The organism is Paenibacillus sp. MDV22-iso6 (assembly GCF_058408365.1).
Genome location: NZ_JBZVDZ010000006.1, coordinates 122,478 through 134,725 on the forward strand (window position 1 = coordinate 122,478; position 12,248 = coordinate 134,725).

16 protein-coding genes are annotated in these 12,248 nt (G+C 43.6%); 15 read left to right on the plus strand and 1 reads right to left on the minus strand.

Annotated elements, in window-relative coordinates; genetic code table 11:
- Positions 1-38 precede the first annotated feature (38 nt).
- From AC4PM4_RS17900 to AC4PM4_RS17970, 15 genes are all read left to right on the plus strand, one after another.
- Positions 39-839 (plus strand): inositol monophosphatase family protein, encoded by an 801-nt coding sequence (locus AC4PM4_RS17900; RefSeq protein ID WP_491614318.1) that lies wholly within the window; start codon positions 39-41, stop codon positions 837-839.
- Entirely contained in the window at positions 836-1,687 is an 852-nt protein-coding gene (locus tag AC4PM4_RS17905; protein ID WP_491614197.1) for a GNAT family N-acetyltransferase, read from the plus strand. The genes AC4PM4_RS17900 and AC4PM4_RS17905 overlap by 4 nt, the downstream gene beginning before the upstream one ends.
- Before the next feature lie 35 nt (positions 1,688-1,722).
- The gene (locus AC4PM4_RS17910; protein ID WP_491614198.1) at positions 1,723-2,319 is read left to right on the plus strand and encodes an HD domain-containing protein; all 597 of its coding nucleotides are present in this window, start codon (positions 1,723-1,725) and stop codon (positions 2,317-2,319) included.
- Between the two features lie 46 nt (positions 2,320-2,365).
- Positions 2,366-2,815, plus strand: a complete 450-nt coding sequence (locus AC4PM4_RS17915) for an NUDIX hydrolase (protein ID WP_079696456.1) — start codon at positions 2,366-2,368, stop codon at positions 2,813-2,815.
- A 20-nt stretch (positions 2,816-2,835) separates the two neighbouring features.
- Positions 2,836-3,168, plus strand: coding sequence for an HIT domain-containing protein (locus tag AC4PM4_RS17920; protein WP_064639646.1), 333 nt, complete (start codon positions 2,836-2,838; stop codon positions 3,166-3,168).
- A gap of 222 nt (positions 3,169-3,390) precedes the next feature.
- Positions 3,391-3,546, plus strand: coding sequence for a hypothetical protein (locus AC4PM4_RS17925; RefSeq protein ID WP_162842428.1), 156 nt, complete (start codon positions 3,391-3,393; stop codon positions 3,544-3,546).
- A gap of 109 nt (positions 3,547-3,655) precedes the next feature.
- Positions 3,656-4,432, plus strand: a complete 777-nt coding sequence (locus AC4PM4_RS17930; protein WP_400346682.1) for a hypothetical protein — start codon at positions 3,656-3,658, stop codon at positions 4,430-4,432.
- A gap of 202 nt (positions 4,433-4,634) precedes the next feature.
- A complete protein-coding gene (locus tag AC4PM4_RS17935) occupies positions 4,635-5,057 on the plus strand; it encodes a YhfM domain-containing protein (RefSeq protein ID WP_400346680.1) in 423 nt (140 codons plus the stop codon).
- Positions 5,058-5,353: 296 nt separating this feature from the next.
- Positions 5,354-5,920 (plus strand): GNAT family N-acetyltransferase, encoded by a 567-nt coding sequence (locus AC4PM4_RS17940; RefSeq protein WP_063564112.1) that lies wholly within the window; start codon positions 5,354-5,356, stop codon positions 5,918-5,920.
- A gap of 104 nt (positions 5,921-6,024) precedes the next feature.
- Positions 6,025-6,522 carry a PH domain-containing protein gene (locus AC4PM4_RS17945; protein WP_491614199.1) on the plus strand — a complete coding sequence of 166 codons (498 nt, stop codon included), beginning with the start codon at positions 6,025-6,027 and terminating at the stop codon, positions 6,520-6,522.
- Positions 6,519-8,054, plus strand: coding sequence for a PH domain-containing protein (locus AC4PM4_RS17950; RefSeq protein ID WP_491614201.1), 1,536 nt, complete (start codon positions 6,519-6,521; stop codon positions 8,052-8,054). The genes AC4PM4_RS17945 and AC4PM4_RS17950 overlap by 4 nt, the downstream gene beginning before the upstream one ends.
- Positions 8,055-8,149: 95 nt before the next feature.
- Positions 8,150-8,929, plus strand: a complete 780-nt coding sequence (locus tag AC4PM4_RS17955) for a Cof-type HAD-IIB family hydrolase (RefSeq protein WP_491614202.1) — start codon at positions 8,150-8,152, stop codon at positions 8,927-8,929.
- 103 nt (positions 8,930-9,032) lie between these two features.
- Positions 9,033-9,203, plus strand: coding sequence for a YHYH domain-containing protein (locus tag AC4PM4_RS17960; protein ID WP_094030628.1), 171 nt, complete (start codon positions 9,033-9,035; stop codon positions 9,201-9,203).
- Positions 9,204-9,490: 287 nt separating this feature from the next.
- A complete protein-coding gene (locus tag AC4PM4_RS17965) occupies positions 9,491-10,153 on the plus strand; it encodes an HAD family hydrolase (protein WP_400346671.1) in 663 nt (220 codons plus the stop codon).
- Between the two features lie 61 nt (positions 10,154-10,214).
- The gene (locus AC4PM4_RS17970) at positions 10,215-10,733 is read left to right on the plus strand and encodes an NUDIX domain-containing protein (RefSeq protein ID WP_231952621.1); all 519 of its coding nucleotides are present in this window, start codon (positions 10,215-10,217) and stop codon (positions 10,731-10,733) included.
- A 241-nt stretch (positions 10,734-10,974) separates the two neighbouring features.
- On the opposite strand, the gene AC4PM4_RS17975 is transcribed toward AC4PM4_RS17970, so the two are convergent.
- The gene (locus tag AC4PM4_RS17975) at positions 10,975-12,135 is read right to left on the minus strand and encodes a glycosyltransferase family 4 protein (RefSeq protein ID WP_491614203.1); all 1,161 of its coding nucleotides are present in this window, start codon (positions 12,133-12,135) and stop codon (positions 10,975-10,977) included.
- Between the last annotated feature and the right edge of the window lie 113 nt (positions 12,136-12,248).

A 12,248-nucleotide genomic window follows, 5' to 3' on the forward strand; every position in this document is an offset into this window, starting at 1 on the left:
GGGAAATACGGATCCAGTAACCGAACGGAGTGATGGTCATCGAACAAACCATTCATTTAGCCCAAGAGATTGCGGAGAGAGTCATTCGAAGAGCCGGAAAAGTTGCCAAAGATCATTTTGATAAGATTACCTGCGCAGAGGAGAAGGGCAACTTTGGCGACGTAGTTACTGAAGTAGATCATGAAGCAGAGCGGATAATATGTGATGAAATTAGTATAAGTTTTCCCGATCATGAGATCCATAGTGAAGAGCGGGGGCATAACGGACAGAAGAGTGACTGGCTGTGGATGATTGATCCATTAGACGGAACAAACAACTTTGCCATTGGCCTACCGATATTTTCCGTTTCCATTACTTTAATGTATCGTTCAGAACCCGTTTTCGGGGTTATTTACGAACCTCTGGTGGATCGTTTGTTTGTGGCATCACGTGGGAATGGGGCAAGTTGTAATCTAAACCCCATGAAAGTCCAAAAGAAAGAGCATATTCATAAAGGGACCATTGGCTGGATTCAGGGGCATCAGGTGCAAAATGAGGAGAAGGCTGTACGGCTACGTCAACATCTCGATGTTCGTTTCAAACGAATGATGCGATTATGGGCTCCAACCTTACAGTGGTGCATGTTAGCTAAGGGGGATATTGACGGTATTGTGCTCTACAATTCGGAAGGAGACGATCTGTATTCAGGTATATTAATGGCGAAAGAAGCAGGTGCCATTGTTATGGATTTTGAAGGGGTTCCCTTTGAAGGCATGAATTCAGAGCCATATCTGATTGCCTGCCATCCGGATCATCGTGAGTATTTCCTGAGTGTCGTTCGGGAGGGAATGAACTTATGATTAGCGAGCTTAATAAGCATGAATTCTGTAAGTTGAGGCACTTCACGGACTTATACAGAAATATTGAGGTGAAGGCCGTGGTATCTGGGTTGAATCCTGGCCGAATCTACGTTGATAATGCAGAAAATATCACAGCAGCGTTAATTTGGGTGAAGGGACAAAACGGTTTTCAGTTGGTCGGAGACGCTCGAAGTGAACCCTTCCTGAACGAATTGGAAGATTTCATGAAAGAACACATAGAACCTGAGTTATTAAGATTAAATATCCACACAGTCGAGGTAGGTGTGGCGGATGAAAGCTGGGAAGATGTGCTTCATCATATGGCCGTGAATAAAGAGCTCCATAGCGATATTCAGCATGTATTCACATTGGATTCAGACCAAGGTATGACTGAACATCTAAGTCATCTGGGTATTCATGAAGGGTATGTTTCTCAGAATGAGGTTGTCAGGCTTCTCAAATTAGACGAGGCATTACTGAAAGCTGGGAAGTTCAACAATCTATCTTTTCTGAAGGAAAAAGTCTCACGCTTTTGGGATAACATGGATGAGTTCTTGGAACATGGCTTTGGATACATTGCAGTACAAGGCGAGGATATCGCGAGTGTTTGCTTTTCGGCGTTTATATCAGATCAGTGGCATGCAATTGATATTGAAACTATCGAAGCATACAAGAGAAGGAATTACGGTGCACGGGTAGCGCAAGCATTTGTAGGAGAATGCAGGATTAAAGGTATTCATCCGTATTGGGACTGTTCCCCAGATAATGCAGGTTCAATACGTTTGGCAGAGGGTGTGGGTATGTCTCTGAACTTTGATTACAGAGTTTACTGGTACAATCTCTCTTGATAGGGTTTGGAAAAAAATGCTGAAAGGAGACTTAAATGAACGAATCATTACAGGAGCAGATTCAATTTCTAATTGAGATTGATAAACTGAAAACGATTGAACGAAAAACGAGAATTATCCATGGTGACAGACTTGAAAATGATGCGGAGCATTCATGGCATCTGGCGATGATGGCCTTAATTTTGCAGAGTCACTCCAACAAGGAGGTGGATATTCTCAAAGTCATTAAGATGCTTCTTGTTCATGACCTCGTTGAGATCGATGCCGGAGATACATTTGCCTACGATATGGTAGGACATGCGGATAAATATGACCGAGAGATCAAGGCTGCGCATCGACTATTTGGGATTTTACCTGAGGAACAAGCCGAAGAACTGTTGAACCTATGGCTGGAGTTTGAGGCAAAGGAGACCAACGAAGCGCAGTTTGCCTCGTCGATGGATCGGTTGCAGCCGTTGATCCACAATCATCAGAATGAGGGAGATACGTGGCAGAAATACAATATTACAAGTGAACAGGTGTTAAATAGAAATCGTGAGATTGAGAACGGTTCCAAAACATTGTGGACGTACGCACAGCAGATTATCCAAAATTCCGTAGACAAGGGAATCTTGACTAAATCCAAGTCTTAGAGACACGTTGTTGAACTTATCTGATTACAGACGGGGGAAAATCTTTATGGGATATATCATGGAGTTGAGAAAGCTGGTGGGTTCGCGCCCTCTAATCATGGCTGGTTCATGTGTGTTGGTCTTCAATGAGCAGGGCCATCTGTTATTGCAAAGACGTACAGATAGTCTGGATTGGGGAACCCTTGGCGGATCATTGGAACCGGGAGAATCTTTGGAGGAAGCTGCTGCCCGTGAATTATATGAGGAAGCTGGACTGAGAGCGGGTGCCTATAAACTCATTACCGTTTTCTCTGGTCAGGACATGTATTACAAGTATCCGCATGGAGATGAAGTATATAATGTCATGGCTGTCTATGAGGCTACTGAAATTCAGGGCGAACCAACGGTCATGGATGATGAAGGACTGGAACTACGTTATTTTGATCTGACTATGCCCATTCCAGAGATTAATCCGTTCACGGAATATGTACTGAAAAAAGCGGGATATATTAACTAAGTAGTGAAAGGGGATCGTATATGACACAGGATTTTTATTGTGATGAAGTGCTTAGTGGTAATACCAAAGTAAATATCGTCATGGAAACAGACAAGGTGCTGGCTTATCATCATACCCGACCATACTACAAGCATCATATTGTTGTTATTCCAAAGATCCATATCCAATCGTTCATTTCACAGGAAGAAGCTAATAATGATGAACTATTACTGGAGATCATGCGCGTTATCAAAAAGGTTGCTGCGGACATGGTTGTCCAGACGGGTTCTTCCAAAATCGTAACTAACCTGGGCACTTTCCAGGATTCGAAGCATCAACACTGGCATGTGGTAAGCGGTGAACGTATCCAATAAAATAAGTCTTAAGTAGAGTCTTCCTGCCGGAGTTCGGGGAAGACTTTTTGAATTTAATGATTAGAATTCACTCTATCAAGAATGAGGAATTTGATTGGAGAAAGTAAATGGAGGTAAAATATGCTAAAATAGTTTGGTGAATTAATAAATTGAACTATTTATCAATCATGATGATCATATGAATTATGAATTCAGTACGTTGATAAAAAAGGAGGAATTGTGATGAGCTTTTCATTCATTTCAACATTCGCAGTTTTATTTAACTTGGTGTTATTCGGTTTGGGTGTATATGCCCTCATTTTATTTATCAAACTTGCTAAACTCGGGATTCAGGCGTTGGACATTTATCTATATGAGAAACGAGGAGAACGGTTCTAAGCTGTAGAAATCTCACTCAACAATAGAATTATCATTTTTCTCTCAGTGTTTTATTGTTGTTCTATTGATATGATTAATTCATCATTCAACTAAAGAGAGGGTAAATGACATGGATACTTTTTTAGAGCAAATCAACGAATTGCAGGAGCTTCAAAAAGATTTGGTCAGTATACATCCTTTATTCGCAGACTATTATCCCGTGGTTGTGGCATTTGAAACTTTATTATATATCTATGATTATTCGTCCAAGACGCAGCAATATGAATGGGTGAAAACCGTCCCAGATGACCTGAACATTCCCGAAGGATGCCTTGCAGCATTTCCGGTGCACCACATGGGTGGGCGGATGTGCGCAGTAGTGACGGATGCGGCGTTCCAAAATTTTGAACAGAAAGTTTATCTCTTTCATGAGTTTGTCCATTGTTACGTATATGAGCAGTATACCGACATGGGTGACCGTCTTGAGATCAAACGTAAGATGGAGCAAATCAAACGTGTAACATGGGAACTGGATTATGAGTTTCCTTATGACAATGAGATGGTTGTCCAGCGGATTACTTCGCTGCTGTCAGCCTTGAAGAGTAAGGATCTCTTGCAAGTGAAAGAGGCGAGAGTAGCCCTGTTCAGCTCTTTGAGTGAAGAACAAGGTGAGTACTTCAACTGGCTGGAATGGAACGAAGGTTACGCGCGCTATCTGGAGAATCGAATTCGGGAGAAATTGGGACTGGAAATCAATCGTATGGGGGATTCAGCTCCGTTTAATCGTCTTGTTTTCTATGAATGCGGGTCGGAATACATAAGCCTGCTCGTTAACGAACAGCCGGATCTTCATACGGATTTGGAGAAGTTATTTGAGAGGATACAAACAGAGCGAGTGCAGGGTTGAACACCGGGTATAGTTCCCAAATTCATTACGGACGTAAAGATAAGTGCTTTCGTGGCCGATACTGCACAGCGTTTAAAAGTCCTGCTCCAAGGATGGGACACCGAGTTGCAGCATGCGAGCATAAGCATCTAGAGCTAGATACAGATGATTGCTTAGAGAGTGAGTACCATGTGTTTAGTTTAGCCGGGAGGTATATATGCTAATGAAAAAAGCAGGGATTCTCTTAGTTCTCTTCGCGGTGCTCCTTGCAGGGTGCAACCATCCAATTGGAACTAATTCTAATCCGAAAGAAGCTCTACCTTCGCTCATTACATTAACATGCAACCCAAACTTCATAACTGAAGCGTGCGAGGATGTCAAAATTGAAGATCCTGTTGAGATTGAAATCGTAATCGAGGCTATAAACAAAGCGGAGCGTATATCGGGAAGTCTTGATTATAGCGCGGAGTACAAGATGATCTTAACAGATGCAGATGGGTCCTTAACCCAGTATGATTTTTCCATAGGCAAAGATCCCAAGCAGTCAGCCCTTCTGGTTAACCGTGAGGATACCCACGTAGGATACAGCATACCCATAGAGGATGCAAACCGAGTGAGGAAACTGATTCAAAGTCATACGGACTGACACAGAAGATTACAGATTACTTTCGGTAAGTCAGTTTACTATATAGGTTCAACAAAAAATTACACGATAACGGAGAGGACAGAAAAAACCTAAAGAAGCGAAGCTAAAAGCTTTCTGAAAGAAAGCTGCATCGGAAGCATCAGCTTCGCCTTTATCCCCGGATTGTACCCTTTGAAAATAGGAATCAAAAAAATCTGGGGATAACAGCGATCGGAAGGTTCTTCTGCCATCGGAGTGGCAAGTGTAAATATTTTTTAGTTTAATTTATATAGCTATTGAAACGGAGAGACGGTCATATGAGTCACCTGATTACCATTCAACCTTTAACATCATCGGATATGGAGAGTGCCTGGCGGGTATTTGAGACATCCATAACGAATGCATTCACACAGGAAGGGCTGGGTTCCCTACACGAAGACATACGTGATGAAATTGAACACAAAAAAGCGATGCTTCACTTCGCTTTGCATCCGGACAACAACAAGGAATCAAGTGTCTTCTTTCTGCTTGCCAAAAGGGAAGATACCGTTGTGGGCACCATTTCGTATGGTCCTTGCGGTGAGGAGATTCAAGAATGCACAGACCACCAATTGAACCACGTAGGGGAGCTGGGTAGTCTCTACGTTTTGCCAGAGGTTCAGGGTCAGGGTATTGGGTCTGCTCTCATTCAGGCTTTGGCAACCGAACTTCAGAGGCGTGAGATTACGCAATTTTGCCTGGATAGTGGATACCGGATAGCCCAGAAGAAATGGCAGCGGAAGTTTGGAGAACCCTATGCCGTGGCAAAGAACTACTGGGGTGAAGGCACGGACCATATGGTGTGGTTATGTAATGTGAAGGATTTTGCTGCAATAAATGACTAAGAGATGACGACCTGTACTGAACAGGGGTCATCTCTTTTACTAAGTCAATCTTTCTGCATCGATAGAGGACTATTCTTCGTACAGTAAGAAAAAGGAGTGAAGATATGCAGTACATACAGAGTACACCCCAGCAACGTTTATCGCCGGATGCCATAACCATATGGAGAATCAGTGCGATTATATCGAACGGAATAGGGTTGATTGTGCTTGCAGCACTGCTGATTCTGGATTCCGTCTTTGGATGGAGGGCGTGGATTGGTTGGTTGCTGTGGGGAGTGACTGCCATATCAGTGCTGTATACGGTGTGGGAGGTTTTTATCCGGCCTTCATTGTTATACAAGCATTGGTATTACGATGCGAATGAGGAGTTCTTGCAATTGAAACACGGCGCTTTGAAAAAGGTACATCAGATCGTTCCCATGGCCAAAGTACAATCCGTCACGACGAACCAAGGTCCTCTTTTGAGAAAATATGGCCTATATTCTGTATCGATTGGCACGATGGGTTCATCTCATACGATCCCGGCGCTGCCAGAGGAAGTGGCGCTTGAACTGCGTAATCAGATTGCGTCCTATGCAAGGATTAATGAGGTGGATGAATGAACGAGATGAAAAGACAACACCCGTTAGCCATGCTCTGGAGTTTGTGGAAACTGGTGAAAAATTCTTTTGCATTTATCGTTTTTTTATTTATTCTCCGTCATGGCTCGGCGTCCACGTGGATTATGTATGGCAGAATCGTCTTCTATGTGGCTATCGCGTTTAGTGTGATAAGCATCATCTGGAGTTGGTTTACGCTCCGTTATACCGCTGATGATAAGGCTTTTCAGATCTACAGTGGGGTATTTAATCGCACAAGAAGAACGATACCCTATACCAAAATTCAGAACGTAAACCGGCATACGTCGCTGTTTCATCGTTTGTTCCGAGTCACATCCATTCGTTTTGAGACGGGTATCAAGGGAGAAGATGCTACTTTTCAGTTGCAAGTCGTTTCGCTTTCCGAATCGGATCGGCTTGAAAAGGTCGTAGCAGGGCATATAACGGAAGCGATTGTCGCCAGTGATGCTGTAGAACCAAACGAAGAACCCGTGACGCGACCTGAACACGTAACACTGGAAGAAGATATCCCCTCGACTGTAAAAGAAGAACTTGAACGGATTGTCCATTACAAGTCCACCCGAAAAGATATATTCAAAGCTTCGTTTACCTCGCTCAGCTTTCTGGTACTTATTCCGATTCTGGGATCGCTCTATTCGTCGGTGAAAGATTTCTTTCCCGATGAAAAAGTGACGGAGAGCATCCTATTAACGTGGCTGGATACATGGTGGATTACCGCATTGATCATCACAGGACTTATTGCTGTTTCCATTATGCTAGGCATTGTCAGAACCTTTGTGAAGTATGGTGATTTCCAAATCTCCTCTGATCGCAAACGTATCTACATTACGAAGGGTATGTTGGAACAGACCGCATTTTCGATCCTGAAAGAGCGAGTACAGGCGGTGAAAATCACACAGTCTCCGATGAAAAGACTGCTAGGATTGGCAGAAGTGGAACTGACGACAGCAGGTAGTGTGGGAGAATCCGAACAGGAAGTTAACTCGCTCTATCCTTTTCTGCCTGTGAAGCAAGCTTACGATATGATCTCGGAGATTTTGCCATCCTATCAGGTTACGCAGGAGATGCAAAAGCTTCCACGAAAATCATTATGGCTGCGCATGCTGACACCAAGCTGGGTGTGGATCATTGCAACAGGGTTACTGTTTTATTTCAAACCGCCGATTCTGGGACAGAATCAGGCATGGTGGATGATTTCCGCTATTCTGTTACTGTGGATTGTCATATGCAGAATAATTGATTTTCTCCATACACGATACGTCCTGAATCAGAACTTTATCCAATTGCGAACGGGTGCATTAACCTCAACACTATACATCTCCAAGCGAGAGAAAGTCATTGAGGTACAGATCACCCGGAATCTGCTGCAACGTTGGTTTGGAGTTGCTTCGATTCAAACCGTGAATCGTGCCAAACCAGTTCTGCATCACACTTTAAACGATATTCCGCTTGAAGCCGTAGAGGCGTTTCAACTGTGGTATATGGAGCGGAGCCAGAACGTCCAGACCCGTTAATGTAAAGGCAAGTACAGGAAGACTACTAAGTTAACTGAGCACTTGCCTTTTGTATGGAAGTTTGATGCTCAATTGATAACTTAGGAGGTGTTCCTTTGATTAAAATCGTATTTATGGACGTGGACGGTACGCTACTCAGTGAGAAGGATCGAAGTCTCTCTCCAAGTACAGAGGAGTCGATTAGACAATTGGTTCGTAGGGGCATACAGGTCGTGCTGGTCACTGGCAGACCGTACAATTTATGCAGAGATTTCAAGAAACTCGGGATTAATACCATAATTTCGGCTAACGGGGCATTGATCAAGAACGGTGAAGAAGTGATACATAAGTCGGTGCTTTCTGAACGAGTGGTAAGAGAATTCAGTGAATTTGCCGAGCTGAACGGCAGCAGTATTTCTTATTTTACAGAGTCATTCGAGATGAATGGTTTATGTACAAGGGATGTGCGTGTCATCGATGCATTGAGAGATACGCTCGGTCTGATGGAGTACCCCTTGAGAATCAGTTCTTTGGAACAGGAAGTGTATTGCATTTGCTTATATGCCGATCAAGACAAAGTGGAGAAATTCCAATCCAGATTCCCTGTATTAAAATTCGTGAGGTTTCATCCTTACGTGTCTAACGTACTGGAAGAGAACGAAGTATCCAAATCCATAGCGGCAGGGAAAGTACTCGCCCACCTGAATATATCGAAAGAGGAAGCAGTGGCCTTTGGCGATGGTGAAAATGATATGGATTTGCTAGAGTATGTGGGACTTGGCATTGCGATGGGAAACGGAGGAGAGCGCGTCAAACAAAGTGCCGACTATGTCACACTGCGAGCAAGTGAGGATGGCATCACACATGCGTTGAGGAAGTTTAAAATTATAGAATAAGCAAATGTTGGAGTAATAAGGATATCCTAATTATGGGTTTTCATGTAGAATGATGGAGGATGAATTAAGCCCTAAAGCATAGGGTGTGATCGAAGGGTGACTTATGAAAAAGGTTGTCATTGTAATCTTGTCTTTTGTCGTACTTATTGGTGTATCTTCTTCAGCTTATGCCCATCCAGGTAGACTGGACAAAAATGGTGGACATAATTGTTCCGCGAAATCCAAACAAAAGGGCCTTTGCACAGGCTACCATTATCACAAAAAGAAGAAATGAAATTGAGTTTTACAAGCTAAACCCAGCCCTGGTCTAATCTATGGTTGGGTTTGCATGTTTATAATTCATGGTAGTCGCAGCTAACAGAATACAATAAACATTACGTTAGAGGTGAGTAGTATTATGGGGTTTATTGGGATCATTTGTGTAATTATTATGACGGTCACACTCATCAGCATAGAAAGTAATACGAAACGGTTAATTCAAGAGCAGGCCGAAACCAATCGGAAACTGGAGCAACTATTAAGGAAAGAACGTTTTTAAGACCAGACAGGAGGAGTATGACGATGGATCATATTAAAGCGATTATTTTTGATCTAGACAATACGATTCTCAACAGAACAAGTACCTTTGAAGGCTTCAGCCAGAGCTTGATCAACACTTATTTTGCTCATCTTGAGACTACGGATGATATTCTTAAACGAATTATTGAGCTGGATGAGGACGGTTACAAGGACAAGGATGTATTGTTCAACGAGCTGCTCCATGAATTACCTTGGGCTGAGAATCCACCTCACGCGGAGCTTATGGAGTTCTATGGCAGAGAGTATGTGAAAAGTGCTGTTCTGATGGAGCAGGCGCGAGAAGTGGTTCAGCATCTAAGAGGAAAATATAAAACAGGTTTAATCACCAATGGTAAAACCGAGATTCAGTACGGCAAAATCGATCAACTTGGCATCCGGGATGATTTTGATCATATTATCGTTTCGGAAGAGGCTGGGGTCAAAAAGCCCGATCCTCGTATTTTCAAATTGGCATTGGATCATTTCAACCTCTCTGCCGAGCAGTGTATCTACATTGGAGATCATCCCGTCAATGATGTTGAAGGAGCGGCAAAAGTAGGCATGAGCACGGTCTGGATAAAGGTCAATCAGCCTTGGCAGGACAGCATTACAACCAAACCATTACATGCTATTGAGCATCTTGGTGAATTAAAAGGCCTGCTCTAAGGGGAGACCTTCAGGTTAGTTTCAAACAACACTACATAACAGAACAGTGAGGTAGGTGCACATGGAGATCAGACAAATGGCTACGGCATTTTTAAGTAATGGCAACGACATGTTAATGATGAAGAAGGCAGGCAGCAGGCTGTTCGATTTTGAGTTCTGGGGTGGTATTGGCGGGCATCTGGAGCACGGCGAGCTTAATTCACCAATGACCGCTAGTTACCGGGAGATTGAAGAAGAGACGGGGTTCAAGCAAGCGGAAATTGAAAATTTCCGTCTTCGATATGTTTTGATGCAGTATAGCGACGGTGAAGTTCGGCAGCAGTTTGTATATTTTGGTGAGACGACACATCGAGCCTTTATTCCATCAGATGAAGGGGATTTATTTTGGATTCCTTTGGATGAACTGCTGGATTTACATACATCCATTCTGATTAAAGCTGCGATCCGGCACTTTTTGCAGAATCAGGAGACCGACGAGATATGGATCGGGAATGTCCTGAATGGAGAAGGGGCAACGGCTAAACCAAGGGTAGAATGGAGTATTATGCAAGATACGATATCCTTTGAACCCGTTGTGTAATGTTAGACGTCTTGACCGGGAAAGGGACATATCTCTGATCGAAAAAGCTATACGTTTAACGTCTGTAGACGACTGTTATAAAGAGCGAGGATATTAACCATCCCCGCTCTTTTTTAATACCTCGTATTGAATATAAATTCTCTTTTTGGAATGATGATGGATATGAATATCCAAACTTCAACAGGTGGGTCTTGGAGCAGCAGTGATCATCCATTATTCAATTCGGTTTATTTAATGAAAATCAAGCTGTGATGATTCGATCTTTCGTGCGTCTTCTCCGATTCTCAATGGCTTCCTCATAATCTCTGACCAACCTGTCAAAAATGTGATCCCACGAACGCTGTTCAGCAAGTTTTCGGCCTTCAAGACCCATATTCCTCAGTTGATCCATATGATCTCCCCAGAGGCATATCTCCCGAATCAATGCATCCGCATGGCCTGGCTTGAACAGAACACCGCTTCGATGATGTGTGACCAAGTCTTTTACACCGCCACCATTCGCAGCGAGCACCGGCAATCCCGAAGCCATCGCTTCCAGCACCACATTGCCAAATGTTTCTGTTGAGGAAGGAAACACAAAGATATCTGCCGAAGCATACATAGCAGCAAGCTCTTCACCATGCAGATACCCTGTAAAGGTGACATTGGGTGGGGATTGCATACGCATTTTGGGGAGCAATGGCCCATCGCCTACAATGATCCAGTGTACACGGGCTTGCATATGTTCTGGCAACTGCTGCATGGCAAGGGTGAGGGTAGCGATATCTTTTTCCGGGGCAATTCGTCCAACGTAGAGTAGAATTAGAGGAGCCGTTATATTGTAGCGAGTACGAAAATCGGAACTTCGTTTATCAGGTGAATACAGGCTGCAATCGATCCCGCGGGACCATAACTTCAGACGTTGAATACCTTTTGATTGCAATGAGTTTAAGGTCTCTTGAGACGGTGTCAATGTTGCATCACAGGCTCGGTGGAACCATTGGATATACTTCCAGTAAAGAGGAATGACACTTTTCAACTTGTAGTATTCGAGGTACCGATCGAAGTGAGTGTGGTAGGAGATGACATGTGGAAGCTGATGCTTGAGCGCATACCTGAGACCGAAAAGACCCATATTGAATGGAGTGGCGATATGCAGCAGATCTGGCTGGAAAGTCTTTAGCTCCCTATGGATGGATGCTCGATTAGGTAAGGCAATACGACATTCCGGATAGAGGAAAAAGGGGATGTTGGTCACCGAACGGACCGGAGCGGCATCGTTGCCTTCAATAACAGACTGCGGTGTGAATAACAGATGCTCAATTCCTTTGCGGTTCAAGTGATTACTCAAGCGGTGCAGCGTACCGGCAACACCATTGGTTTCCGGAACATAGGTGTCGGTGAACAAGGCCAGGCGCATCATAACCCCTCCCAAGACTCTTGATGAGAAGATCATAACAGCGGATCATTTTCCAAAGGTCAAGTGAAGGTTAACTTTATCCATATTCCGTGTAAAGTGTGCGGGGAAGTGATCTG

What these genes read in the sequence shown, in the direction of transcription:
- AC4PM4_RS17965 (WP_400346671.1), top strand. Translation starts at nt 9,491, where the DNA reads ATGGATCATATTAAAGCGATTATTTTTGATCTAGACAATACGATTCTC.
- AC4PM4_RS17920 (WP_064639646.1), top strand. Translation starts at nt 2,836, where the DNA reads ATGACACAGGATTTTTATTGTGATGAAGTGCTTAGTGGTAATACCAAA.
- AC4PM4_RS17960 (WP_094030628.1), top strand. Translation starts at nt 9,033, where the DNA reads ATGAAAAAGGTTGTCATTGTAATCTTGTCTTTTGTCGTACTTATTGGT.
- AC4PM4_RS17970 (WP_231952621.1), top strand. Translation starts at nt 10,215, where the DNA reads ATGGAGATCAGACAAATGGCTACGGCATTTTTAAGTAATGGCAACGAC.
- AC4PM4_RS17925 (WP_162842428.1), top strand. Translation starts at nt 3,391, where the DNA reads ATGAGCTTTTCATTCATTTCAACATTCGCAGTTTTATTTAACTTGGTG.
- AC4PM4_RS17910 (WP_491614198.1), top strand. Translation starts at nt 1,723, where the DNA reads ATGAACGAATCATTACAGGAGCAGATTCAATTTCTAATTGAGATTGAT.
- AC4PM4_RS17905 (WP_491614197.1), top strand. Translation starts at nt 836, where the DNA reads ATGATTAGCGAGCTTAATAAGCATGAATTCTGTAAGTTGAGGCACTTC.
- AC4PM4_RS17915 (WP_079696456.1), top strand. Translation starts at nt 2,366, where the DNA reads ATGGGATATATCATGGAGTTGAGAAAGCTGGTGGGTTCGCGCCCTCTA.
- AC4PM4_RS17930 (WP_400346682.1), top strand. Translation starts at nt 3,656, where the DNA reads ATGGATACTTTTTTAGAGCAAATCAACGAATTGCAGGAGCTTCAAAAA.
- AC4PM4_RS17945 (WP_491614199.1), top strand. Translation starts at nt 6,025, where the DNA reads ATGCAGTACATACAGAGTACACCCCAGCAACGTTTATCGCCGGATGCC.
- AC4PM4_RS17975 (WP_491614203.1), bottom strand. Translation starts at nt 12,135, where the DNA reads ATGATGCGCCTGGCCTTGTTCACCGACACCTATGTTCCGGAAACCAAT.
- AC4PM4_RS17940 (WP_063564112.1), top strand. Translation starts at nt 5,354, where the DNA reads ATGAGTCACCTGATTACCATTCAACCTTTAACATCATCGGATATGGAG.
- AC4PM4_RS17935 (WP_400346680.1), top strand. Translation starts at nt 4,635, where the DNA reads ATGAAAAAAGCAGGGATTCTCTTAGTTCTCTTCGCGGTGCTCCTTGCA.
- AC4PM4_RS17950 (WP_491614201.1), top strand. Translation starts at nt 6,519, where the DNA reads ATGAACGAGATGAAAAGACAACACCCGTTAGCCATGCTCTGGAGTTTG.